This window comes from Niveispirillum sp. CC-CTL257, assembly GCF_059489915.1.
The window spans coordinates 3,167,377-3,191,966 of record NZ_JCAJXE010000001.1; the positions used below are offsets into that span (position 1 = coordinate 3,167,377).

The 24,590-nt window shown below is 64.5% G+C and carries 23 protein-coding genes; 11 read left to right on the forward strand and 12 right to left on the reverse strand.

The features are described from left to right. The first annotated feature begins 126 nt into the window (after positions 1-126). The gene (locus tag ABC729_RS14930) at positions 127-1,263 is read left to right on the forward strand and encodes an acyltransferase family protein (RefSeq protein ID WP_495608339.1); all 1,137 of its coding nucleotides are present in this window, start codon (positions 127-129) and stop codon (positions 1,261-1,263) included. 163 nt (positions 1,264-1,426) lie between these two features. Then, complete coding sequence (locus ABC729_RS14935; protein ID WP_495608340.1) at positions 1,427-2,449, forward strand: hypothetical protein; 1,023 nt, start codon at positions 1,427-1,429, stop codon at positions 2,447-2,449. A gap of 112 nt (positions 2,450-2,561) precedes the next feature. Here the strand turns inward: ABC729_RS14935 and ABC729_RS14940 are convergent, their stop codons facing one another. The 6 genes from ABC729_RS14940 to ABC729_RS14965 form a co-directional block, all read right to left on the reverse strand. After that, positions 2,562-3,221, reverse strand: coding sequence for a ChrR family anti-sigma-E factor (locus ABC729_RS14940; RefSeq protein WP_495608341.1), 660 nt, complete (start codon positions 3,219-3,221; stop codon positions 2,562-2,564). Beyond that, on the reverse strand, positions 3,218-3,805 hold the full coding sequence (locus ABC729_RS14945; RefSeq protein ID WP_495608342.1) for a sigma-70 family RNA polymerase sigma factor: 588 nt from the start codon (positions 3,803-3,805) through the stop codon (positions 3,218-3,220). The genes ABC729_RS14940 and ABC729_RS14945 overlap by 4 nt, the downstream gene beginning before the upstream one ends. Before the next feature lie 168 nt (positions 3,806-3,973). After that, positions 3,974-5,533 carry an MFS transporter gene (locus ABC729_RS14950; RefSeq protein WP_495608343.1) on the reverse strand — a complete coding sequence of 520 codons (1,560 nt, stop codon included), beginning with the start codon at positions 5,531-5,533 and terminating at the stop codon, positions 3,974-3,976. Positions 5,534-5,666: 133 nt separating this feature from the next. Further along, on the reverse strand, positions 5,667-6,905 hold the full coding sequence (locus tag ABC729_RS14955) for a metal-dependent hydrolase family protein (RefSeq protein WP_495608344.1): 1,239 nt from the start codon (positions 6,903-6,905) through the stop codon (positions 5,667-5,669). 61 nt (positions 6,906-6,966) lie between these two features. After that, positions 6,967-7,407, reverse strand: coding sequence for a DoxX family protein (locus ABC729_RS14960; protein ID WP_495608345.1), 441 nt, complete (start codon positions 7,405-7,407; stop codon positions 6,967-6,969). A 135-nt stretch (positions 7,408-7,542) separates the two neighbouring features. Next, positions 7,543-8,409: a chorismate mutase gene (locus ABC729_RS14965; RefSeq protein WP_495608346.1), complete on the reverse strand. Its 867-nt coding sequence runs from the start codon at positions 8,407-8,409 to the stop codon at positions 7,543-7,545. Positions 8,410-8,586: 177 nt separating this feature from the next. Between ABC729_RS14965 and metX the strand changes: the two genes are divergently transcribed. From metX to ABC729_RS14990, 5 genes are all read left to right on the forward strand, one after another. Then, complete coding sequence (gene metX, locus ABC729_RS14970; protein ID WP_495608347.1) at positions 8,587-9,801, forward strand: homoserine O-acetyltransferase MetX; 1,215 nt, start codon at positions 8,587-8,589, stop codon at positions 9,799-9,801. Positions 9,802-9,808: 7 nt separating this feature from the next. Then, positions 9,809-10,441, forward strand: a complete 633-nt coding sequence (metW, locus tag ABC729_RS14975) for a methionine biosynthesis protein MetW (protein WP_495608348.1) — start codon at positions 9,809-9,811, stop codon at positions 10,439-10,441. A gap of 215 nt (positions 10,442-10,656) precedes the next feature. Beyond that, complete coding sequence (locus tag ABC729_RS14980) at positions 10,657-10,797, forward strand: hypothetical protein (RefSeq protein WP_156344592.1); 141 nt, start codon at positions 10,657-10,659, stop codon at positions 10,795-10,797. 134 nt (positions 10,798-10,931) lie between these two features. Further along, entirely contained in the window at positions 10,932-11,228 is a 297-nt protein-coding gene (locus ABC729_RS14985) for a LapA family protein (RefSeq protein ID WP_495608349.1), read from the forward strand. Between the two features lie 73 nt (positions 11,229-11,301). Next, a complete protein-coding gene (locus tag ABC729_RS14990) occupies positions 11,302-11,775 on the forward strand; it encodes a MaoC family dehydratase (protein WP_495608350.1) in 474 nt (157 codons plus the stop codon). Here ABC729_RS14990 and ubiG read toward each other — a convergent pair whose 3' ends face one another. Then, entirely contained in the window at positions 11,776-12,534 is a 759-nt protein-coding gene (gene ubiG, locus ABC729_RS14995; RefSeq protein ID WP_495608351.1) for a bifunctional 2-polyprenyl-6-hydroxyphenol methylase/3-demethylubiquinol 3-O-methyltransferase UbiG, read from the reverse strand. It lies immediately after the preceding gene. Positions 12,535-12,746: 212 nt separating this feature from the next. On the opposite strand from ubiG, the gene ABC729_RS15000 reads away from it, so the two are divergent. Both ABC729_RS15000 and ABC729_RS15005 read left to right on the forward strand, forming a co-directional pair. Beyond that, positions 12,747-13,982: an aspartate kinase gene (locus ABC729_RS15000; RefSeq protein ID WP_495608352.1), complete on the forward strand. Its 1,236-nt coding sequence runs from the start codon at positions 12,747-12,749 to the stop codon at positions 13,980-13,982. Positions 13,983-14,122: 140 nt separating this feature from the next. Next, entirely contained in the window at positions 14,123-15,145 is a 1,023-nt protein-coding gene (locus ABC729_RS15005) for an NAD(P)H-dependent flavin oxidoreductase (protein WP_495608353.1), read from the forward strand. A gap of 24 nt (positions 15,146-15,169) precedes the next feature. Here the strand turns inward: ABC729_RS15005 and ABC729_RS15010 are convergent, their stop codons facing one another. After that, the gene (locus ABC729_RS15010) at positions 15,170-16,048 is read right to left on the reverse strand and encodes a 50S ribosomal protein L11 methyltransferase (protein ID WP_495608354.1); all 879 of its coding nucleotides are present in this window, start codon (positions 16,046-16,048) and stop codon (positions 15,170-15,172) included. Between the two features lie 289 nt (positions 16,049-16,337). Between ABC729_RS15010 and ABC729_RS15015 the strand changes: the two genes are divergently transcribed. Together ABC729_RS15015 and ABC729_RS15020 are read left to right on the forward strand one after the other, a co-directional pair. Continuing rightward, positions 16,338-18,590, forward strand: coding sequence for a TonB-dependent receptor (locus ABC729_RS15015; protein ID WP_495608355.1), 2,253 nt, complete (start codon positions 16,338-16,340; stop codon positions 18,588-18,590). A 115-nt stretch (positions 18,591-18,705) separates the two neighbouring features. Continuing rightward, entirely contained in the window at positions 18,706-19,815 is a 1,110-nt protein-coding gene (locus tag ABC729_RS15020; protein WP_495608356.1) for an alkaline phosphatase D family protein, read from the forward strand. Here the strand turns inward: ABC729_RS15020 and ABC729_RS15025 are convergent. Genes ABC729_RS15025 through ABC729_RS15040 form a run of 4 tightly spaced genes read right to left on the reverse strand, consistent with a single transcriptional unit; the run spans position 19,812 to position 24,572 of the window. Beyond that, positions 19,812-20,261, reverse strand: a complete 450-nt coding sequence (locus tag ABC729_RS15025) for a DUF488 domain-containing protein (protein ID WP_495608357.1) — start codon at positions 20,259-20,261, stop codon at positions 19,812-19,814. The genes ABC729_RS15020 and ABC729_RS15025 overlap by 4 nt on opposite strands. Beyond that, positions 20,258-20,959, reverse strand: a complete 702-nt coding sequence (locus ABC729_RS15030; protein ID WP_495608358.1) for a response regulator — start codon at positions 20,957-20,959, stop codon at positions 20,258-20,260. The genes ABC729_RS15025 and ABC729_RS15030 overlap by 4 nt, the downstream gene beginning before the upstream one ends. Then, entirely contained in the window at positions 20,956-23,682 is a 2,727-nt protein-coding gene (locus ABC729_RS15035) for a DUF4118 domain-containing protein (RefSeq protein WP_495608359.1), read from the reverse strand. The genes ABC729_RS15030 and ABC729_RS15035 overlap by 4 nt, the downstream gene beginning before the upstream one ends. Positions 23,683-23,687: 5 nt before the next feature. Next, entirely contained in the window at positions 23,688-24,572 is an 885-nt protein-coding gene (locus ABC729_RS15040; RefSeq protein ID WP_495608360.1) for a prephenate/arogenate dehydrogenase family protein, read from the reverse strand. Between the last annotated feature and the right edge of the window lie 18 nt (positions 24,573-24,590).

Sequence of the window (24,590 nt, forward strand, 5' to 3'; positions counted from 1 at the left end):
CACAGGGGAATGTCATTCCCGGAAAACCTATCCTTCCGCATACGAAGTCATGTTGCGGGGGGTGATCACGACCACCCCTAATGACAGGGACGGGTTAATCCCGCAGCCCTGGGAGGGGGGAATCACATGGATATGCGTGCTGACCGGCGGTTTGATCGGCCGGAGTTGGATGTTTTGCGCTTTCTGGCCTTCATCGGCGTTCTCGGCTTTCATTACATCGATTACGCGCCGTTTGATCGTGATGCACATCCGATCTTCATGGCTTTCTGCACCATCGGTGCCTTTGGTGTGTCGATCTTCTTTCTGTTGTCGGCCTATCTGATCACGGAACTTCTGTACCGGGAACGGGCGGTGGCGGGCCGCATCGATGTGAAGCGTTTCTTCATCCGCCGTATCCTGCGTATCTGGCCGCTCTACTTCACCATGCTGTTCGGCCTGCTGGCGCTGGGCCAGATTGTGCCCAAGGTGGCACCGGATAACTGGCTGGCCGTGCTGTCCTTCATCACCTTCACCGGCAACTGGTACGTGATGGATCAGGGCTGGATCGCGGGTCCCTTTGATCCGCTCTGGAGCATTTCGGTGGAGGAGCAGTTCTATCTGCTGATCCCGTTTGCCATCGCTTCCCTGCTGCCGGGGCGGATCGTGGCTCTCTGTCTGGGCGTCGTCGCCGTCTCCTATGCCAGCATCTGGCATTACGCCACGCATCCGGTGACGGGCGACAATGGCATGTGGACCAACAGCCTGGTGCAGTTTCAGTTCTTCGCTGCCGGCACCCTGCTGTCCATCTTCCTGCGTGGTCGGGCACCGGCCTGGGGCATGGCGTTACGTCTTGTCGTCTTTGCCGGCGGTCTGGGCTGCTGGTTCTGGGCCCTGTTCGGTTTCGGGGTGAAAAGCTGGGATGCGCACCCCACGCCGGTGGGCGCCCTGGTCGGCTGGGGGCTGGTGCTGCTGGGAGCGGTCCTGTGCTTTCTGGCACTGCTGGGCATGGACCGGCGCTGGGCACCCCGCTGGATCACCTATTGGGGCAAGGTTTCCTACGGGCTGTACCTGTTCCACTCCCTGGTTCTCTACCTCACCTTCGGTCTGCTGATGGGCTGGTTCGGTGGGCCGCAGTTCCTGCCGCGCGATCCGGGCGGGCCGGCGCTGTGGGTTGGGACCGTTCTGTCGCTGCTGGCGCTGTTCGGTCTGGCGCATCTGTCTTACCGCTGGTTGGAAATGCCGTTCCTGCGACTGAAGGACCGTTATGCCCTGGTGGGAAGATAGGGTAGGGGCACCCGGCAAAAAGCGCCGGGTTCCTTGCAGGGGGCAAGGGGTTGTTGCGGAATGCAAGGCATTGCTTTTCCTTAAGCCCTTGGAATCATTGAATTCATCTGAACTGGCCCAGGCTTTGCTTCTTTCCCGTCGTCACCAATCGACGGGGACCATCATGGACGGCGGCGCGCATCTTCACCTTATCCCTTCCCAGGACAGCCAGACGGAGGCGGAGGGCAGTTTTGCCCAGCTTTACCGTCAGGCCCATGGCAAGGCCGGCCTGTCACGGCTGGGTGTGGGGGCGATCCTGGATTGGCTGACCCGCCGGGGCGGGGATGCGCAGGGTATTGATACGCTGCTCGAGGATGGGCTGCCCCTGACGTCCGACAATCGCGACCGGGTGAAGGGCAATCTTTTCCTGTCCTACCTGTTCCATGATCTGCGCGACAAACTGCGCACGCATATGGAGGCGGCGCGGGCGGCCGGTGATGGACCTTTCGCGCCACTGCCTAACGGCCTGAGCCAGCAGCAGAAGCTGAACTGGCTGCGGGCCCAGGCCTGTATCAGCCTTAATCTGGTGCTGGATGAATGGGCCGCCGATCTGGCCGGCAAGCCGGCACCGGCCTGCCCCTTTGCCCGCATGGCCCGGTTCGCACAGGGTTTCTTCAAAGGCTCGGCCCTTTATGCCCGCGCCAGCCATGACATGGTTTCCATCTCCAAGACCGGTAGCAATACCGCCCTGCATATGTGCTTCAGCTTGGTTGAGGCCTCGCTGCATCTGGGGCTGGACATGGCCGTTCCCGCCTGGCGCGATGCCATGTGGCGCAGCCGCAAGGAACTGAAGACGCTGGCCGCCGGCAGTCTGGGCATGATTGTTACCTTCCTGCATACGTCCAAGCTGGAGCCGGAAGGCGAAAGTGCGGTCAACCCGACGACGGGTGAGGCCTGCGCCTTCAAGGTGGAACATGCGCCCGATGGTCTGCGCCTGCGCCTGGACGCCCGCTCCATCACGCCGTTCAGCACGGGTAATGACCGGATCTATACCGGCTGCCCGGCCTTCCATGTGTCGGGCATGATTGAGATGTATCTGGATTGGGTGCTGGATCTGGCCATCCATCACGGCCTGCATCAGCCCGACCGGCCCGTCATCGACCGCCCCTGGCCGCAGCGTTGGCACCATGGGATGGCGGCGGAATAAATACGATGCCCACGTCATACAGGCCTGCATCGCAGGCCTGTTGGCGCAGTACGAGCGTCCGCGCGCCCATGCCAAGGGCGCGGATGCGCCCGCCCGGCGTTTGAGGGCGAAACTAAGCCCGCATCAGCGGGTTCAGCCAGCGCAGGAAGCGACCGGTCAGACGCAGCGGTGCATCGGTGAAGGCGATACAGATGCAGTCGCCATCATCATCAGCGATGGGCCGGTGATCAATGCTGGGGTCGGTCGCCGCGAAATCGCCGCGCAGATAATGGCCGGTGTCATCAGAAAAACCGCCGGCCAGAACCAGCGTGAATTCATCCCCGCGGTGGGTGTGCTGCGGCATGCCCATGCCGGACCTGATACGCATCATCCGCACCGACCCGCCCGCGCATTTCACATCGGCCTCATGCAGACCCGGGATGGTGCGCCGCCAGCGTATATGATTGATATCGCCGCCAATATAGGATCGAAGCGGCTCCGGCAGCACAGGTGCCGGACCGACCGGTGCCAGACGCCGACGCGGGGGTTCGGCCGGGGGCGGCCCGTCCAGACGGGACAGAACATCGGACAGCAGGCCATCACTGACCGCCAACCCGGCATCCGCCGACAAAAGCGCACCACCGATCGCCTCCATCCCCGCCACCTCTGCCCGGCAATGCGGGCACAGGGCCAGATGCGTGGCAACGATAAGGGACGGCGCTTCTGCCAGGGTGCCAGCGGCATAGGCCAGCAGCAGGTCACTATCGGGGTGGTGGTGTGGGGTATGGGTCATGCCGTCTCCCCTTCCAGGCCGCCGGCCATCAGTTTGCGCAGACGGGCCACCGCCAGACGCAGCCGCGATTTCACGGTGCCCAGGGGCAGTTGCCGTTCAGCGGCGATGGCGCTGTGCGCCTTATCCTCGAAATAGGCCATCCTCAACAAATCCGCCTGTTCGGGCGGCAGTTCCCGGATTGCCCGGTGCAACTCTGCCGCCCTTTCTTCCACCAGCATCGTTTCCATTGACCCATCCGCCTCGTCCGGCACCAGGGCCGGGTCGTTAGGATCAATGGTTGGCCGCCTGTCGCGTCGCAGCCGGTCGATACGCCGGTTGCGCGCGATGGCGAAGATCCAGGTGCTGACCGCCGCCTGCGCCGGGTCGAAACTTTCGGCCCGATGCCAGACCGTGACCATCACGTCCTGAATCGTTTCTTCCGCCGCCCCCACCTCCATCCCCGCACGGAGCAGGAAGGATTTCAGCCGGGGGGCGAAATGCTGGAACAAAGCGACGAATGCCTGCCGGTCTCGCTGACGCGCGACGCGCGACATCAGATCGTTCAGCCGGTCGATCTCGGCCTGGTCGGTCTTCTGCGCGGTCATGTCCGGCTTCGGCATCCTGCGGGCAACAAGAAGAGTGTCCGCGACGGCCACCCCGTCACGTCTGATCCTTCCCCTGGTGCCCGGACTATAGAAGCCGCTGTGTCCCATGCCAATCTTTACGAAGGATGGGCCGGAACGGATCACCGGCAAGTCCGCGTCCTTGCAAATTTATGCAGAGGGGTCCTGCTCCAGCTCCCGCAGGTCGCGCCCCCGGGTCTCCCGTCCCAGCGCGGCGATCAGAGCCAGGGCCCCCAGCGTGGGGATGGCAATCAGGGCGGCGGCGGTGCCGAAGGCCGGGACGGCGGCGGCCACCGACAACCCCTGTGCCATCAGCCCGCCCAGCTTGCTGCATCCCGCCACCCAGCCCGTGGCCCGCGCCCTCACCCGCAGCGGATAATTCTCCGCCGTATAGGGCAGCAGAATGGAGATGACGCCCGACGACCCGACAATGACGAAGGTCAGCGCCAGAAGCGGGCTGTCACCCGGCGCGCGCAGCAAAAACAGCAGCAGACCGCCCGCCATCATGGCCACCATCAGCACCAGCGACCATTTCGAACTCCACCGCGCGTAAAGGAAGGTGGCAATGGCGACAACGGGGATGGAGATGATGGTGGATTTGGCAATCAGGCCGCTGGCTGCCGCCACACTCAACCCTTCCTCCACCAGCGTGCCCGGCAGCCAGAGCAGCAGGCCGAAATTCACCAGACCCCAGGCCAGCGCGCCCAGCGTCAGTGCCGCCGTCAGGCCCAGAAAGCGGCCCTGGACCGGCGGGGTATGGGTGTGGTCCTGATCGGCGGCCACTTCCTCATCCGTGGCCTTGTGGGCGACGGCACCGAACCGGGCCAGCATGGCGCGCGCCTCTGCGCCCCGGCCCATATGCTGCAAGAAGCGGGCGCTTTCCGGCAGCAATGGGCTCATCGCCACCAGCAACAGGCCGGTGGGCAGGTTCAGGAACCACATGATCCGCCAGCTATAGACCGGTTGCAGCAGTTCCGACAGGAAGGAGGCCGCGAAGTAACCGCCCACAGCCCCGATACCGCCAATCAGCACCAGCATCCAGCCGCGATGGCGGGTGGGCATGATCTCTGCCAGCAGGGCATAGGCCACGGGCAGCATGCCGCCGGCCCCCGCCCCCATCAGCAGACACATGAAGACGTTCCACCAGAAGTCCGGCATGGCCCCGCAGATGGAGGTGCCGATGAAGATGATGGAGGACAGAAGGATGGCGGCCCGCCGGCCATAAATGTCGGCCAGCGCCCCCCAGATGAAGGAGCCGATGACCGTGCCCGTCAATGCGGCCAGCGGCAGCCAGGCCACCATGGCGCGGTCCACCTGATACTCGGCCCGCATGCCCGGTGTCACAAAGCCCAGGCTGGCCGGCTTCATGATGTCGATGATCAGGGCCAGGGCCAGCAGGGCCGCCATGCCCCAATGCGCCCGCGTCAGGGGTGCGTCTTCGGGTGGGGCGATGGTTTCGATGATGCGTTCATGCCGCGGCAGTTGTTTGGGCAGCAGGCCGAAGGCCGCCAGCCCAATCCCCACCACGATCAGGGCCATGCCCCAATACATTTCCACGTCCATGGGCATGCCGACCAGGACATAGCCCATGTCAGCACCCATCAGATACATGGGGATATGAAGCACGACGCCGGCCGTCACCACGGCGCAGCCCAACCAGAATACCAGCGCATTGCGCCGCCCGCCGATGGCGGAAAGGGTTGCGGACACGATGTTTCCCCCGACGGTACGGCAACGCCCGGCCCCCGCCGGTCCCGCCTCCGTATCCCTGGCCGATATAGGTCAGGTTTCCAATTGGCGAAAGCGGAATCGTCGATGCGGCTTTTCAGCGCCGGTGCCGGGATCAGAAGCCGGCGGCAGACGCGGGGGTGAAGCCCTGTGGTGCAGCGACACGGGACAGGGTGACGCGTATCCCATCCTTCCACAGGGCCAGATGCCGCGACGCGTCTGCCGCCGCCTTGATATCCGTAACCACATCACCCGGTACCAGCAGCAGGTCCGCCGCCGCCCCCTTGACGATACGGCCCCGGTCGGGGAAATCCAGAAGGTCGGCAGCGACGGAGGTGCCAGCCTTCAGCGCCGATAGCGGGTCCATGCCCAGGGTCACCATGTGATGGAGTTCCTGCGCATTCTCCCCATGGCGGTTGCCGGGTGTGCCGGCATCGGTGCCCATAGCGACCACGCCGCCGGCGGCCACGAAACGGCGGAAACTGTCGAAATGCATTTCACCGAACCGTTCCGCCTTGGCCCGGACAAAACCGGGCAGCCGGTCCTTCATCTCCAGCAGGGCCATCATGGCGGACAGGGTGGGCACCAGTCGCACGCCCTTGTCGATCATGATGGCGATCTGCGCATCGGTCAGTTCGAACCCATGTTCGATACTGTCCACGCCTGCGGATACCGCCCGCGCGATGCCGCGCGCGCCCTGGGCATGGGCGGTGATCTTCAGGCCGAAATCATGGGCCATGGTGACGGCGGCGGCCAGTTCGCCCTCCGCCGGATGCGGGGCCAGCGGGTCCACCCCGCCGGTCAGCACGCCGCCGGTAGCGATCAGCTTGATGCAGTCGGCCCCATGTTTGACATTGGTGCGCACCCCGCGCAGCCAGTCATTGGGACCATCGCACTCAATACCGATCCAGGCGCCATGCCCGCCCGTGATGGTCAGCGCCTTGCCGGCACAGCGCATGGAGGGGCCGATATGCCGGCCCGCCCGGACGGCGTCACGGATGGACATTTCCAGCCATTCCACCCCGCCCAGATCGCGCATGGCCGTGATGCCGCCGGCCAGCGTGGCCTGGGCATTTTCCAGCAGGCGCAGAGTCAGGTCGCCCATGGGCCGTTGGCGCAGGGTCGTGACGACATCGCCCGTGGCCTCCAGCGCCAGATGCACATGGGCATCGACCAGGCCGGGCATCAAGGTCGCCCCGGCGGTATCATGCCGGGCACCGGCATAGCCCGCGAATTCTCCCACCGGCGCCACCGACGCGATGCGCCCGTCGCTGACCAGCACGCCCAGCCCCGGCTGCGGGGCCGACAGCCCGTCAAACACCAGACCGCCGGACAGGAGCAATTGCTGCGACATGAGGCCAACCTTCACCAGTGATGGAAAACGGCGGGTACCATAACGCGGCCCTGTCGGGAAATCACGTCGGCCCGCAGTCCCCCAGGCGCACATCCACGCTGTAGCGCCCGGCCCCGCGTGCCAGCAGCAGCAGGCCGATAGCCACCAGACAGGCGCTGGGGAACATGGCACGGATACCTTGATGCTGATCGACCATCACGATGGCCACGATGAAATTGATCATGCACAGAATGCCGGTCCAGCGCGCGCACATCCCCAGGATGAAAGACAGGCCGCAGATGAGCTGTGCCCAGACCGACAGGCGGGCCATGACATCTGGAAGGGGAAAGTTGAACTGCGTCAGGAAGCGCACGAATTCATCCATGCGCTCGGTCGACAGGATATTGTCGGCTACCCCCCAGACCAGGAACGACCCGACCAGAAGCCGCAGCGCCAGCAGCGCTGCATCTTCGCCCACCCGCACCGGCGGCCGCACCAGCAGCCGCATCACCCGGTCATCCATTGATCTCACCCTGTCCGACGGCAGGCGCGATCCACCCGCCTTGTTGTTTGCCCGAAAACCTATCGGGTCGAGAGATTGGGCGTCAATGCGGGCAGGGGGCCAGTCCAGACTGGACTGATAGGGCCGGCGGGGCGTTCACCCCCGGGTCAGCATCACCGGCGTGGCATAGGCCCCGATGGGTAGGACGCTGGAGGCGCTGTCGCCCAGCCGCTGGATCGCGGCGGACAGGCGGGGATCATCCAGGGGGACGAAGCCTTCCACCTCCACCAGATGCACCGCACCGCCACCGCCGGGCAGATGATGGGTGCGCAACTGCAAGGTAGCGAATCCGGCCCCTTCCAGCACATCCTTCAGCCGGCCCCGGCTGACATCCTGCGTCACCTCAACGGCCAGCAGGGCGCGGTCGTCGCCCGTGGCTTCCATGGGAACGGCGGCCAGGACCAGAGCGTCGCCACCCTCGCGCCCCACGCTCTGCCCCTCAACCCGCAGGAAGGGCAAGCGAGCGATGATGCGCGGGGTCTTGGGATCGGGGGACAGGATGAACCGCCACCAGGGGTCGTTGTCATCCTCCTCCGGCCAGGGCACGACGGCCAGGGTCGCGGTGCCTTCCGACACGGCGCGCAAGGCCGCCATCGGGGTATTGACGGCAAAGGTCGGCGTGGTGGACCCGAAATGGTCGCGCGCATTGTCCCAGAGCGGGCTTTGCGCCTCGTTCGCGCAGACGACAGCGACGGCCAGTGGGCCCTGGATGCGCGTCAGGGCAGCGATCATTTCGCGCCACATGCGCACGACCGCATCCACCGGAAACACACCGCTGTGCCGGGCGACCAGATTGCGCACGATCTCGGCCTCACGACCGGGGCGGATATAGGGGCGGCCGGGCGGCTTTACCCTGGCCACCTCCTCCACCACCTGCGCGCGGCGCATGAGCAGCGTATGGATCTCCGCATCGATCGTATCGATCTGGCGGCGTAAGTCGTCCAAGGTGGGTTTGGTGGGCATGGAGGGCCGGGTTTGGGTCCTTCGGGAGGCGGATAGTATTAGGCGGGATGCCCCCCCGAAATCAAAGAAAACATTGACACCCGCCAGCCCCCTTCATAGCAGTTGTCACCCAGCCCGGCACGGCCCACCAGGGCCCGCCATACCGGGTCGCATGACCGGACGGGACAGCCAGAAACCATGAGCATGGTCATCGACGCGACAAGCCAGGACCCTTGTGAAGCCGCCCTTTCCGGGCCTACGGGCTGCATACGCCTGGGTCTGGAAAAGCCGCTGGAACTGGATGGTGGCGGCACCCTGTCGGGCTTCCGACTGGCCTACCGCACCTATGGCAGGCTGAATGCCGACCGTTCGAATGCCGTGCTGGTCTGCCATGCGCTGACAGGCGACCAGTATGTGGCCGAACAGCATCCGGTAACGGGCAAATCCGGCTGGTGGGACCTGATGGTGGGGCCGGGCCGGCCCGTCGATACCGACCGTTTTTTCGTCATCTGCTCCAACGTCATCGGCGGCTGCATGGGCAGCGAGGGGCCGAAGGAGGCGGACGCCAGTACGGGCAAGCCCTGGGCCTTGAATTTCCCCGTCATCACTATCGCCGACATGGTGCGGGCGCAGAAGATGCTGATCGACCATCTGGGTATCGATCAGCTGTTCTGCGTCATTGGCGGCTCCATGGGCGGCATGCAGGTGCTGCAATGGGCCGTCAGCTACCCCGACAAGGTGTATTGCTGCTTGCCCATCGCCACCGCTGCCCGCCACAGCGCCCAGAATATTGCGTTCCATGAGGTGGGGCGTCAGGCCATCATGGCCGATCCCGACTGGCGACAGGGTGACTATCTGAACCAGGGGACCCGCCCGACCAAGGGTCTGTCGGTGGCGCGCATGGCGGCCCACATCACCTACCTGTCGGAACCGGCCCTGCACCGCAAATTCGGGCGCAACCTGCAGGACCGCAAATCCATCACCTTCGGCTTCGACGCCGACTTCCAGGTGGAAAGCTATCTGCGCTATCAGGGCATCAGCTTCGTCGAACGGTTCGACGCCAATTCCTACCTCTATATCACCCGCGCCATGGATTATTTCGATCTGGCGGCCGACCATGGCGGGGTGCTGGCCAATGCCTTCCGGGTGCAGGGGGCCGATGGCCGCCTGTCAGGCACGCCGGTCAAATTCTGCGTCATCAGCTTTTCCAGCGACTGGTTGTTCCCGACCAGCGAAAGCCGGGCCGTGGTGCATGCGTTGAACGCCGTTGCCGCCAATGTCAGCTTTGTCGAGGTGGAGACGGACAAGGGCCACGATGCCTTCCTGCTGGATGTGCCGGAATTCTATCAGGTGGCGCGGGGCTTCATCGACGGCCACGCGGCCCGGCGCGGCATCGCCGCCAAGGTGGGGTAACAGACCAATGGCCGTGACCTCCCTTCTGCCGCCCGCCGCCATCCGCAGTGATCTGGAAAGCATTGTCGAGTGGGTCGAACCCGACAGCCGCGTTCTGGATGTCGGCTGCGGCGATGGCGAGTTGCTGCACGCCCTGGTTCACCGCAAACAGGTGGACGGGCGCGGCATTGAGCTGTCGATGGACGGGGTGCGGGCGTCTGTCGCGCGCGGTCTGGCCGTCATCCAGGGCGACGCCGATACCGACCTGAAGGATTATCCCAGCGATGGGTTCGATTACGTGATCCTGTCGCAGACCCTGCAGGCCACGCGCCACCCGCGCATTGTGCTGGACCATCTGGTGCGGATCGGGCGGCATGCCATCGTGTCGGTACCGAATTTCGGCTACTGGCGGGTGCGGGGCGATCTGCTGCTGCGTGGGCGCATGCCGGTGACCGACCGGTTGGGCCATGAATGGTATGAGACGCCCAATATCCACTTTTGCACCATCGCCGACATGGTCGCCCTGTGCCAGGATATGGACGTCACCATCGAACGCAGCCTGATCCTGGGCGCCGATGATCGGGTTGTACCAGCCCCCGCCGACAGTTTCCGCGCCAACTGGCTTGGCGTGCAGGCGGTCTTCTTGCTGCAACGCAGCTAAGGAAATTTCGTAAAACCGATACATAAGGATATAAACGTACTTTTCCCCTTGCCCCCTACCGCCTTTGGGTGCAGTCTTTTGTGACGGTTCGGCGGCAAGTGGGTGACAGTACAGCCCCCCAGCGCATTCCCCGCCTGCTTGTCGCCGCGCCGCCCCTTTTCGACCCTGGCATCCTTGCTAACGGGTGCCGGACCCAAGGATGGGAGGCCGTAAACATGCTCCGACCCCAACGCGCCTATGCCGACATGGCCGGCAACCTGCGCCGCGCGCGCCAGCGCCTGGAACGACTGGAATATGTATCGACGGCCCTGATGGGATTATCGCTGGCCCTGCTTCTGGGGGCGGCGATGATGTAAGGGGGTGGGTGGTTTTCTCCGGACCGTCCAGCCCTGTTGAGTTGCCCTGTTCCGTAGGATTTCTGCTAACCTGTACGGCCCCCGGCTCTGCCTGGGGCCGTTTTTCTGTCTGACGTTGCTGAAGGGACGAACCCGTGCGCTACCTGTCCTGGATCCTCACCCTGCCGCTGACGGCGCTGGCCATCAGCTTCGCCGTGTCGAACCTGACGCCGGTGCAGCTAGCGCTGTGGCCCCTGGTCGGCACGCTGGAAGCTCCGGCCTTCACCCTGGTGCTGATCACGTTGGTTGTGGGCTTCTTTGCGGGCGGCCTGACCGTCTGGCTGGGCCAGCATGCCCACCGCCGCGCGGCGCGTCAGCATCAGGCCCGCGCTGACCGGTTGCAGAAGGAACTGGACGCGGCGCGCGCCGTGAAGCCGGCCGACCTGCCGTAGCCCTTGCAAACTCCCGGTCGTTTCCCTCACTATGCCTTGAAACAAACGTTTGAATTTCAGGGGGGAAATCACCATGCAGGGTCCAAAGCAGCCGCCCTTAACGCTGGTCGAATATCAGGCGCGGGTGGGCACGGAACTGGGCCGGTCGGATTGGCTGGTTGTGGACCAGGGCATGATCGATCGATTCGCCGACCTGACGGGCGATCATCAGTTCATCCATATCGACCCGACCCGCGCCGCCGCCACGCCGCTGGGCGGCACGGTCGCCCATGGGTTTCTGACCCTGTCGCTGCTGGGTGCCATGGGGATGGAGATGGTGCCGCCGCTGGCGGGAGCCGCCATGATCATCAATTATGGCTTCGACAAGCTGCGCTTCATTACACCGGTGCGCAGCGGACGGCGCATCCGCGGTGCCCTGACCCTGCTGGCCGTGGAGGCCAAGGGCCCTGCCCAGCACCTGATGCGCTACGCCGTTACCGTGGAGGTGGAGGGGACGGACAAGCCGGCCCTGGCCGCGGAATGGCTGGTGATGATGGTGGCGGGGTAGTTACCCCCGTACACCCCACAGCATGTAGTTCACGTCCAGGTCCTTGGCCGCGAGGCTGAACCGGTCTGAGAGGGGGTTGTAGGCCACACCCGTCACCTCCCGTACCTCCACGCCCGACCGGCGCAGGGTGCCGGTCAGTTCCGACGGTTTCAGGAAACGTTTCCAGTCATGGGTGCCGCGCGGCAGCCAGCGCAGCACATATTCCGCCGCCACGATCCCGAACAGGAAGCTTTTGGCCGTCCGGTTCAAGGTGGCCATGAAGACCAGCCCGCCGGGCCGGGCCAGTCCCGCGACGGTACGCACGAACAGGTCGATATCGGCGACATGCTCGACGATCTCCATGGCCAGGACCACGTCGAACTGTTCCGCGGCTGATGCCAGATCCTCCGCCGTCGTGGCGCGGTAATCGACAGTCACGCCGGTTTCCGCCGCATGGGCCGCCGCCGTCTTCACATTCTTTTCCGCCGCGTCGATGCCGGTGACCGTCGCCCCCAGCCGGGCCAGCGGTTCCGACAGCAAGCCACCGCCGCAGCCCACATCCAGGATGCGGATACCGTCCAGGGGGCGGAGGCCATGCGGGTCGCGGCCATGGGCCTTGCATATCACGTCGCGCAGCCAAGCCAGACGCACGGGATTGAACTTGTGCAGCGGCCGGAACTTGCCCGCCGGGTCCCACCATTCGGCGGCAATGCGGCTGAACCGTTCGATCTCTGCCGGATCGACAGTGGTACGGGGCGGGGTGTACGCTGCGGCTGTCATGGTCATCTCTCCCGGACGTCGGCAAACGGCATAGCAAAGGTGGCGTAACCTGTCGCGGGGTCAATAGGACGCGCGGGCCCGCGTACCACACCGCTTCATGGGTGCAGTGCGATGGGCGCGCCTTGCGAAGGGCAGGGCAGCGGGTTATGGATAGCCCGCTCCGGCACCGGAGCCTTTGCGAAAATTACCCTGACCCTTGATGGAATGGCGTTATGGCGCGGCTTGTCCTGAAATTCGGTGGCACCTCGGTCGGCGATATCGAGCGGATCAAGAATGTCGCTAAAAAGGTGAAACAGGAGGTCGATGCCGGGCACGAGGTGGCCGTCGTCGTCTCCGCCATGTCGGGCGTGACCAACCAGCTGGTTGATTACTGCAAGCAGATCGCGAAGGTCCATGATCAGGCCGAATATGACGCCGTCGTCGCCTCGGGCGAGCAGGTGACGTCCGGCCTGCTGGCCATCGCCTTGCAGGAAATCGGCATTCCCGCCCGGTCCTGGCAGGGCTGGCAAATCCCGCTGATTGCCGACGAGACGCATGGCAAGTCGCGTATTGAGCGGATCGACACCACCCACCTGTCCGACAACATGTCCCAGGGCGTGGTCGGCGTCGTCGCCGGCTTCCAGGGTGTGACGGAAAAGGGCCGGATCGCGACCTTGGGCCGTGGTGGTTCTGATACGTCGGCGGTGGCACTGGCTGCGGCCTTGAAAGCTGACCGCTGCGACATCTATACCGATGTGGACGGCGTCTATACGACCGACCCCCGCATCGTGAAGTCGGCGCGCAAGCTGCACCGCGTCACGTATGAGGAAATGCTGGAAATGGCGTCGCTGGGCGCCAAGGTCCTGCAGACCCGGTCGGTCGAGATGGCCATGAAGCACCATGTGCGGGTGCAGGTATTGTCAACTTTTGAACAGGCGGCCGGCTCCGAACTGCCCGGCACCCTGGTCGTGGACGAGGATGAGATCGTGGAACAGGAACTGGTCAGCGGCATCGCCTATAGCCGGGACGAGGCGAAGATCACCCTGATTGGCGTGGAAGACCAGCCAGGCGTCGCCGCCCGCATCTTCGGGCCCCTGACGGACGCCGCCATCAATGTCGACATGATCGTGCAGAACGTGTCCGAAGATGGCCGCACCACCGACATGACCTTCACCGTGGGCAAGGCCGATATCGACCGCGCCGTGCAGGTTCTGGAAAAGTCCAAGGACGTGCTGAACTATCGCCGCCTCGTCTCGGATGCCAATGTCGTGAAGGTGTCGGTGATCGGTGTCGGCATGCGCTCCCACGCCGGTGTCGCCCAGCGCATGTTCAAGGCCCTGGCCGACCGCGGCATCAATATCCAGGTGATCAGCACCAGCGAGATCAAGGTCTCTGTCCTGATCGCCGAGGAATATACCGAACTGGCCCTGCGCTCCCTGCACACGGCCTATGGTCTGGATAAGGCTTAAGCTCTTATCGGTTCTCGGTTAGGCCCGGCCCGGAAACGGTGCCGGGCCTTTTCATTTGTGCCCCACCCCTTGACCGCTCACAGCACCGGGGGTAGTGAACGCCGACCATTCGGCAGTCAAATATTGAAGGGTCCGTCACCATGACCGCTCGCCATCATCTGGATCAGCTCTGGTCGCGGGGCCGTGATTATCTGGGCACTGATCTCGCCATCATGGGCGGGGCCATGACCTGGGTGTCGGATCGTGGGCTGGTGGCGGCCATTTCCAATGCCGGCGGTTTTGGCGTCATTGCGTCCGGGTCCATGTCACCCGACCTTCTGCGCGATGAAATCCGGGGGACGCAGGCGCTCACGACCAAGCCCTTCGGCGTTAACCTGATCACCCTGCATCCGCAGCTGGATCAGCTGATCCAGGTCTGCCGGGAAGAGAAGGTGGGCCATATCGTGCTGGCCGGTGGTCTGCCGCCCGCCACCGCCATCAAGGCGGCGCGCGATGGCGGGGCCAAGGTCATGTGCTTCGCCCCCGCCCTGGTCATCGCCAAGAAGCTGATCCGCAGCGGGGCGGATGCTATCGTGATTGAAGGCAGCGAGGCTGGCGGCCATATCGGACCTGTCTCCACCTCCGTCCTGGCGCAGGAAATCCTGCCCGAAATCCGCGATGTGCCGGTCTTCGTGGCCGGCGGCATCGGGCGTGGGGAAGCCATCGTCTCCTACCTGGAGATGGGGGCAGCCGGTGTGCAGCTGGGCACCCGTTTCGTCTGCGCCAACGAATGCCGCGCGCACCCGAAATTCAAGGCCGCTTTTATCCGGGGCAGCGCGCGTGACGCCGTGGCCAGCGTGGCGCTGGACAGCCGCTTTCCCGTCATCCCCGTCCGCGCCTTGCAGAACGAGGGCACCAAGCGCTTCATGGATAAGCAGCGCGAGGTGATTGCCCGCTTTGATGCCGGCGAGCTGGACCAGAAAGAGGCCCAGCTGGAGATCGAGCATTACTGGGCCGGTGCGCTCCGCCGTGCGGTCATCGATGGCGATGTCGAGAACGGGTCGCTGATGGCCGGGCAGTCGGTGGGCATGGTTACCAGGGAACAGCCCGTGGCTGAGATCCTGGCCGATCTTCTGGCGCAGGCGGAAACCGCGGTCAGCGCAAGGCGGGGTGCCGCGGCGTAACGCAGCGCCCCCTAATTCGCCCCCTCAGCCCTTCTTCAGGACCAGTGTAGACCAGTCGCCCAGACGGAAGCGTTTGACCAGACGCAGGCCCTGTGCGCGGTGGGCGTTGATCACCAGCGGTTCCTGACGGTGCAGCAGCCCCGACAGGATGGCGGTGCCGCCCGGTGACAGAAAGCGGTTCAGGTCCGGCGACATCTTGGCCAGCGGGCGGGCCAGGATATTGGCGACGATCAGGTCGAACTTGCCATGGCGGCGCACGGCCTCGGCGGCATAGCCATTGGCGGCATAGAGCTTCACCAGCTTGTGTACGCGGTTCAGCTGCGCATTCTCCGTCGCGATCTCAATCGACAGCTCATCGATATCGACACCGATCACGGGCTTGTGCGCCAGCTTGGCGATGGCGAAGGCCAGGATGCCCGAGCCGCAGCCCATGTCCAGCGCGCTGCGGAAACTGTCGCGCCCGCGAGAGGCCAGTTCGGAAATGGCGCGCAGGCAGCCCTGCGTCGTCGCATGTTCGCCCGACCCGAAGGCCATGGCGGCTTCGATCTGCAGGCCCATCTTGCCCTTTGGCACCGGCTTCTTGTGATGGCTGCCATGGATGAAGAAGCGCCCGGCCTCGATGGGCGGGAAGGACAGATAGGTCTGGGTCACCCAATCGATGGGGGCCAGCGGCTCTTTGGTCAGTTCCGGCTCGGCAATACCATGGGCGGCGGCCAGCACCGCCAGCTTCAGGCCGATGCGGTTGGTGTCGGGTTCGTTATAGGAGGTGCACTCGATCAGCCACTGGCCGCCCTCCTGCAACTCAAAGGTGGAGACGGCGTCCACATGCGGTTCAACCATGTCGGCGAAGACAGGGACCAGCGCCTCCGGCACCTCAAACGCGACACGCCACATCGGCTGCATGGAATTCTCCGCCCATATACCTGACAAAACCAAGGATGATGGCCTTTCTAGTCGCAAAGCCGGCAGCCCGGCAATGGCGCTTTGCGGCGGGGACGTCTGCGGTGGCGGCGGGGATTCAGGGGCCTAACCTTCCGTTAGGGAAGGGGCATGTAACCACCAGCGCTCCTGCAACCGCGCAACAGAACCATCATGGTTTCGACCGGAACACGTCAAATCATTGAAATATAACAATGCTATCCGCCCATTGTGCGCCGCAGCAACCATGCCGGCGACCAAAGGGATGCCCATAATGAACCATCGTCAGCTGATCGCAGGCACGGCGCTCGCCACCCTGCTCGCCGTGTCCCCCACGCTTGCACAGACCACGCAGGTGGCCGAAACGGCCCCGATGCTGGAAGAGATCATTGTTTATGGCCGTGGCGAGGCGCGGCAGGTGCAGGGCGTGACCCAGGCCGCCATTGCCCTGGAAGCGCCGGGCACCAGCCCGTTGAAGGCCATCGAGAACCTGCCCGGTGTCAGCTTCCAGTCGGCCGATCCGTTCGGTGCCTATGAATGGTCGACCCGCATCACCATCCGCGGCTTCAACCAGAATCAGCTGGGCTTCACCCTGGATGGGGTGCCGCTGGGCGACATGTCCTATGGCAATCATAATGGCCTGCATATTTCCCGCGCGATCAGCAGCGAGAATATCGATCAGGTGACGGTGGCGCAGGGGGCCGGCTCGCTGGCCACCGCATCGACCAGCAATCTGGGCGGTACCGTGCAGTTCACGTCACGCCGCCCGGCCAAGGAAGCCGGTGCCTATGTCGCCGGTACCGCCGGCAGCGAGAAGACGGGCCGTGGCTTCGTGCGGCTGGAAACGGGTGAGCTGTCCACGGGCACCAGCGCCTATGTCAGCTATACCCGCCAGAATGCCGACAAGTGGAAGGGCGACGGCGTCCAGAAGCAGGACCAGCTGAATTTCAAGCTGGTTCAGAGCGTGGGTGAGGGCGAGATCAGCGCCTGGGTCAACTGGTCCGACCGCGCCGAGAATGACTACCAGGACCTGTCCAAGGAAATGATCGGTCGCCTGGGCTATGATTGGGACAATTTCGCCAAGGATTGGGCCACGGCCCTGCGCGTCGCAGACATCTATAACGGGCTGGCCACCGGTCCCTATCCGGGCAAGATCACGTCCGTGGACGATGCCTATTACGACGCGGCTGGCCTGCGCGAGGATACGATTGGGGCGGTGAACCTCACCTATCCGCTGACCGACGCGCTGAAGCTGGATGTCACGGGCTATGCCCACAAGAATGACGGCCAGGGCCTCTGGTTCACGCCCTATGTCGTGACGCCGGGTGGTGCGCCCATGTCCATCCGCACCACTGAATATGGCATCGAACGGTACGGTGCCGTCAGCCAGTTGACGGCGGAAATCGGTAACCACACGGTCAGCGGCGGCTTCTGGTTCGAGCAGAATGATTTCGCCCATGCCCGCCGCTTCTATGGCCTGAACCGCGCCAGCCCGGGCCGTTCTTCCACGCAGTTCCAGCGCGGGGCCATGGCCACGCAGTGGGAATATGATTTCGACACTGAGACCCGGCAGTTCAACCTGTCGGACAGCTGGAAGGTCATGGATGCCCTGACCGTGACCGCCGGGTTCAAGGCCGTGAAGGTGGAAAACACCGCCAAGACCCTGGTCGGCCCGGTGAAGAACGGTACCATCAAGGCCAAGGACAATTTTCTGCCGCAGGCCGGCTTCGTTTATGAGCTGTCCAACGAACATCAGGTCTTTGGCTCCTACGCCGAGAATATCCGTACCTTCGAAAGCTCCAACACCGCTGGCCCCTTCTCCACCACCCAGGACGGTTTCAACGCCATCCGCAACAGCCTGGAGCCGGAAACCAGCCGTACCATCGAACTGGGCTGGCGCTTTAATGCCGGCATCGTGAAGGGCGTGGTCGCCGCCTATGACGTGCAGTTCGACGACCGTCTGCTGGCCCTGACCCTGGGGCCGGGGATCGTTGGCAACCCGTCGGCCCTGCAAAATGTCGGTGGTGTCTCCATGCGCGGTATCGAGGCCGGGGCCACCGTGGACCTGACCGATGCTGTCTCCATCGTCGCCTCCTACACCTATAATGACAGCACCTATGACGATAACGTCCGGGGTGCCAACGGGGCCGTGACTGCGGCGACCGATGGCAAGACGGTCGTCAACGCGCCCAAGAACCTGCTGCGCGGTGAGCTGAAATACGATGACGGCAATCTCTATGCCTCGGCCAGTGCTGCCTATACCGGCAAGCGTTACTACACCTATCTGAACGATGCCTCGGTCGAGGGTTACACCCTGGCGGAAATCAGCGTCGGTTACCGGTTCGAAGGCAATGCCTGGTTGGAAGGGACCGAGCTGCAAGCCAATGTCACCAACCTGTTCGACAAGAAGTACGTGTCGACCATCGGTTCCAACGGCTTCACCAACAGCGACCCCACGGGCACGTCACAGACGCTGCTGGCCGGCGCGCCGCGCCAGTTCTTCGTGTCGCTGAAGAAGCAGTTCTGAGTTTCCGTGTTCCTCAGGTGCCGGCGTCGTCGCCGGCACCCTTTGTCTGTCACTCTTCCCTTTTGAAACTGGGGCGGGCCTTGGGTCCGCCCCTTCTTTCTATTCGGAGGCCCCCATGTCCCGCCCCCTTCTTGACCGCCGCCTGCTGTTGACAGGCATGGCCGCTGCACCGCTGATGGCCCAGGCCGCCCAGGCGCAGAACGTGCGCCGTTTGCCGGACAACGCGACGCCGACCCGCATCGCCTTCGGGTCCTGTGCGCATCAGACCAAGGATCAGCCCATCTGGGATGCCATCCTGGCCGCCAAACCTGACCTGATGATCCTGCTGGGCGACAATGTCTATCTCGATACCCGCAATGTCGATGACATGAAGGCCAAATACGCCATGCTGGCGGCCAAGCCGGGGTTTCAGAAGCTGCGTGATGCGGTGCCCATCGTCGCCACCTGGGACGATCATGATTTCGGCGAGAATGATGCCGGGGCCGATTATCCGATGAAGGCGGAAAGCCGGAAGCTGTTCTGCGATTTCTTCGGCGAAGCCCCCGACAGTATCCGCCGCACCCGGCCCGACGGCATCTATACAGCCTATGAATTTGGGCCGAAGGGCAAGCGGCTCCAGATCATCCTGCCCGACCTGCGCTGGAACCGGACGGCCCTTGCCACCATCGACATGGGCGGCAAGGAGTACAAGGAATGGGCCACGGCCCGGCATGAGGCGGGCCAAAGCGTGCCCGGCCCCTATGCCCGTCTGCCAGAGGGGGAGGCGACGCAACTGGGGGAAGCGCAGTGGCAATGGCTGGAGGGACAGTTGGCCCGTCCCGCCGACCTGCGTATCCTGGCGTCGTCCCTGCAGGTCGTGTCGGATTTCCCCGGCTGGGAGGCCTGGATCAACTTCACCCATGATCATCAGCGCCTGATTGAGACGATCCGCGAGAAGCGGGCCAATGGCCTGTTCTGCATTTCCGGCGACACGCATTACGCCGAAATCTCAAAACTGGATTGGAACGTGCCCTATCCGCTGTGGGATTTCACCTCATCAGGTCTGACGGAGGTCTGGCCCGTGCTGCCGCCCAATGCCCGCCGGGTGGGCGAGGCCTACCGTGCCCAGAATTTCGGCCTGATCGAGATCGACTGGGCGGCAAGGCAGGTGGCGGTCACCATCCGCGATGTGGCCGGGGCGGAACAGCTGCGGCAGGTGGTAGCGTTGGGGGATCTGCGGGTCTAAAACACCGGATCGGGGCGCAGGTGGACGACGTCAAAGCTATGGGCCGCCGTCAGACGGTTGGCAACCGTCAGGCGGTGGCACTGGCTGTGATCGGCCTCAAAACACAGAAGGCAGGCGGGCTTGTCCAGGGACAGGGACCCCGCCAGCCCCAGCTCATACTGCGCCTCCGGTCGTGCCAACCCTTCCTCCACGATGGACCAGAATTCGCCCATGCGGCCGGCGCGGTTGGCCAGCCGCCCTTCCTTGGGCGTGCCCAGCTTCTTCAGGTGCAGATACGCAATCCCTTCCGCCTCCAGGCTGGCGCGCAAGGGCGATTTGGAAAAGCCGGCGCGGCGGGAGGAGGGCAATTCGCGTACATCCAGCAGCAGCCGCACCCCCGCTGCCTTCAATGCCGCGATGACGGCCCCCTGCGAGGCCCCCTCATAGCCGATTGTGTGCAGGATCAAGGTGTATCCTCCGCATCCGTGAACCGATACCCGATGCCGGGTTCGGTCTGCACGAAAAGGGGGGCGTTGGGATCATCCTCGATCTTCTGGCGCAACTGGCGGATATAGACGCGCAGATACTGCACCTCTTCGGCCTTGGCCGGTCCCCAGACCTCTTTCAGGATCTGAGCATGGGTCAGGATGCGGCCCGCATGCTGGGCCAGCAGGCGCAGCAGGTCAAACTCGGTGGGTGACAGGTGCAGACGCCGGCCGGCCTTCTGCACATGCCGATTGACCATGTCGATTTCCAGGTCGCGGATGCGCAGCAGGGGGCGGCCGCCCATCTGCTGTATCGTGTGGCGTTGGGCGGCCCTGATGCGGGCCATCAGCTCGCCAGCCCCGAACGGCTTGGTCACGTAATCATTGGCACCTAAGTCCAGGGCCAATATCTTGTCCTGCTCCCGGTCGCGCGAGGACAGCACGATCAGCGGCACCGGGCGTTCCCGCTTCAAGGTGGGGATCAGGTCCAGACCGTCCATATCGGGCAGGCCCAGGTCCAGCAGGATCAGTTCGGGCAGGGATTGGCGGGCCAGGGTCAGGGCCTGTGACGCGGATGTCGCCTCCACCATCTCCCACCCTTCCGGGGTTATGATGGTTTTCAGCAGGCGGCGGATCGCCACCTCATCCTCCACAACCAGAATACGGTGGGGACGCGTCATGCTGTCGCCTCCGCCATGACGACGTCGCCGCGCGGGTCCACTGTCAGGGTCATCTCAAGACACGCCCCGGCTTTGCCATCCGCCCGGTCCCGCGCCGTCAGGGTGCCGCCCATGGCTTCCACGAAACCACGCGCAATGGCAAGGCCCAGGCCGGTGCCAGCGGTGCGGTGATCCTTCGCCTCCACGCGGAAGAATTTATCAAAGATACGGGTCCGCGCCTCCTCCGGGATGCCCGGCCCTTCATCCTCCACCCGCAGCGTCACATGCGCTGCCTCGCGCAGGGCCTGGACGCGCACGACGCTGCCGCGCGGGGCGTATTTGCCGGCATTGTCCAGCAGGTTGAAGAGTGCCTGTTCCAGCAGCAGATGATCCCCCTGCACCAGGGACAGGTCAGCCGGCATGCGGATATCGACCATATGGCCCGACAGGACGGGGCCCGCCCGGCGCACGGCCCCGGCCACGACATCGGCCAGATCAATCGGCTCGCGCTTCAGATCCAGCGCCCCTGCCTCCAGCCGCGTCATGTCCAGCAGGTTGCGCACGAAGCGGCCCATGCGTTCGGCTTCCCCATGCAGATTGTCCAGCATGGATGCGGTCTCCGCCGGGGCCAGCCGCCCCTGGCCGGCCTTCAAACCCGTTACGGTGCCGATGATGGCGGCCAAAGGCGTGCGCAGATCGTGCGACAGGGAGGTCAGCATGGCTGACCGCAGCCGCTCCGTCTCCCCCTCCAGCTTGGCCTGATCAATGGCCCGGACCAGCTTCACCCGCTCAATCGCCACTGCCGCCTGATCCAGCAACGCATCCAGCAGGCGGCGGTCATCGGGCGTCAGCAGGGGGCCGGTGCCGGCATCGTCACTGCCGATGCCCGCCACCGCGACGGTGGCGCGTTCGGTGCGCAAGGGCAGGTAAAGGCGCTGGGTGCCGGGCAAGGTGGCAGCACCCCGCCCCGCCGGCTTGCCATTCTCAAACGCCCAGACGGCGGCGGCATGGTCGGCGTTGGAAATCTGGTCATCGGGCGGGTAGGCCGACGCCGGATACAGGCTGGCGGCATTATCGTCGTCCGCTGGCAGCATCAGGACAACGCGCAGCTTCAGCATCAGGGCAATCTGATGGCTGGCTGCCCACAGCAGATCATCCATACCGCCAATGCCGGCCAGCTTGCTGGCAAAGGAAGATAGCTGCGCCGTGGTGCGGGCCCGGATGCGGGCGATTTCCGCCTGTTCGCGCACCCGCGCCGTCAACCGGCTGGTCAGCATGGCGACGCCGGTGAAAAAGACCAGCGACCAGATGTTGGACGGGTCCCCGATGGAGAAGGTGTAAAGCGGCGGCAGGAAGAAGAAATTATAGGCAGCAACGGCCAGCACCGCCGTGAACAGCGATGGCAGAAAGCCATGCAGGACTGCACTGCCCAGCACGGCCATCAGGAAGACCAGGCTGATATTCTGCACGCCCAGCCATTCATCAACCAGCACACCTGCCCCCAGCGCCAGGGCGGTAAAGGCGATGCCGGCCAGATAGGCCTTGTAATCGGCGGGCCGGGCAGGTGGCCGCGTCGTCACGCGTCGGGCGGCGTTGCTGTCGGGGTCGGGCTGTTCGCTGGCGATGACATGCACGGAAATGCCCGTGGCCCGGCGCAGCAGATCATGCACCACCGACCCGTTCACCATCTCAAACCATCGCGACCGCTGCGACTTGCCGATGATGATCTGTGTGATGTTATGGGTATGCGCGAAACCGACCAGCGCCTCCGTCACCGTCCGGCCCGGCAGGGTCAGCGCCTCCCCACCCAGTTGCTCGGCAAGACGCAGGGCATCGGCCACGCGATCGCGCGCCGCCTCGTCCAGGCGCTGATGGCGGGCGGTTTCCACGTAAACGGCGGTGAAGGGGGCCTTCAACCGGTCAGCCAGCCGCTTGGCATGGCGGACCAGCCCGCCCGCCCCCGGATCGTCGGAGATACAGACCAGCAGCCGGTCGCCGGCCGCCCAGGGTCCGGCGATGGCATGGCTGCGCATATAGGTGACCATCTGGTCATCCACGCGCTGCGCCGTGCGTCGCAGTGCCAGTTCGCGCAGCGCCGTCAGATTGCCGGGGGAGAAGTAATGTTTCAGGGCACGCTGGGCCTGATCGCGGACATAGACCTTGCCCTCGCCCAGCCGCTTGATCAGGTCGGCGGGCGTCAGGTCGATCACCTCCACCTCGTCTGCGCTGTCGATCACCTGATCGGGCACGGTTTCGCGTACCCGGATGCGGGTGATACGGGCCACCACATCGTTCAGGCTCTCCACATGCTGGACATTCAGGGTGGTCAGCACATCGATGCCGGCGTCGCGCAGCTCCTCCACATCGGAATGCCGCTTCGCATGGCGGCTGCCCGGCGCGTTGGTGTGGGCCAGCTCATCGACCAGCACCATGGTGGGCCGCCGCGCGATCAGCCCGTCCAGGTCCATCTCCGACAATTCCTGCCCGCGATAGGACAGGGTCTTGCGCGGAAAGACCTCCAGCCCGGCCAGCATGGCGTCGGTTTCCGCCCGTCCATGGGTTTCAACCACTCCGACGACGACATCGACTCCGTCCTTTTTCAGGGCATGGGCCGTGCGCAGCATCTCATAGGTCTTGCCCACGCCGGGGGCGGCACCCAGGAAGATTTTCAGCTTGCCGCGCCGTTCGGCCTTCGCCGCCTGCAACAGGGCGTCGGGCGACGGCCGGCGCTCATCCTCGGCCATGATGCTTACGCCTGCTTGGCATCAATGATGGAACGGCGCACGGCGCGGGTGCGGGTGAACAGCTCATGCAGCTTGTCCCCCTCACCCCAGCGGATGGCGCGCTGCAGGGCCGTCAAATCCTCGGTAAAGCGCTGGATCACCTCCAGCACCGCCTCCCGGTTGTTCAGGAAGATGTCGCGCCACATGGTGGGGTCGCTGGCGGCAATGCGGGTAAAGTCGCGGAAGCCGGTGGCAGAGAAGCGGATGACTTCCGACTGCAAATGCTCTTCCAGGTCGGTGGCGGTGCCCACGATGGTGTAGGCGATCAGGTGGGGCAGGTGGCTGGTGATGGCCAGCACCCGGTCATGATGACCGGGTTCCATCACCTCGATCATGGAACCGCAGCCGGCCCAGAAGGCCGACAGCCTGTCCAATGCCGCCTGATTGGTGCCCGGCGTGGGGGTCAGGATGAACCAGCGGCCCTTGAACAGCAGGGCAAAGCCGCTGTCGGGGCCGGAGTGCTCGGTGCCGGCCAGGGGGTGGCCGGGGATGAAATGCACCCCTTCGGGCACATGCGGGGCGATATCGCGGATCACCGACTGTTTCACCGACCCGACATCGGTCAGGATCGTACCCGCCATCAGGTGCGGCCCGATGATGGCACCCAGATCAGCAAAGGCCCCGATGGGCGTGGCCAGAACCACCAGATCGCATTGCGACACCAGGGCGGGATCGGTGCCGGCCTGTTGCGCCAGCCCCAGTTCCAGGACCCGGTCACACACCGCCTGCGAGCGGTCCACGCAGACCACACCGTTCGCAAGGCCCGGATATTCAGCCACGCACCGCGCGATTGACGAACCGATCAGGCCGAAGCCGACGATGGCAACCTTGTTGAACAGCGGGGCGGTCATGGGACGGAACCTTGCATC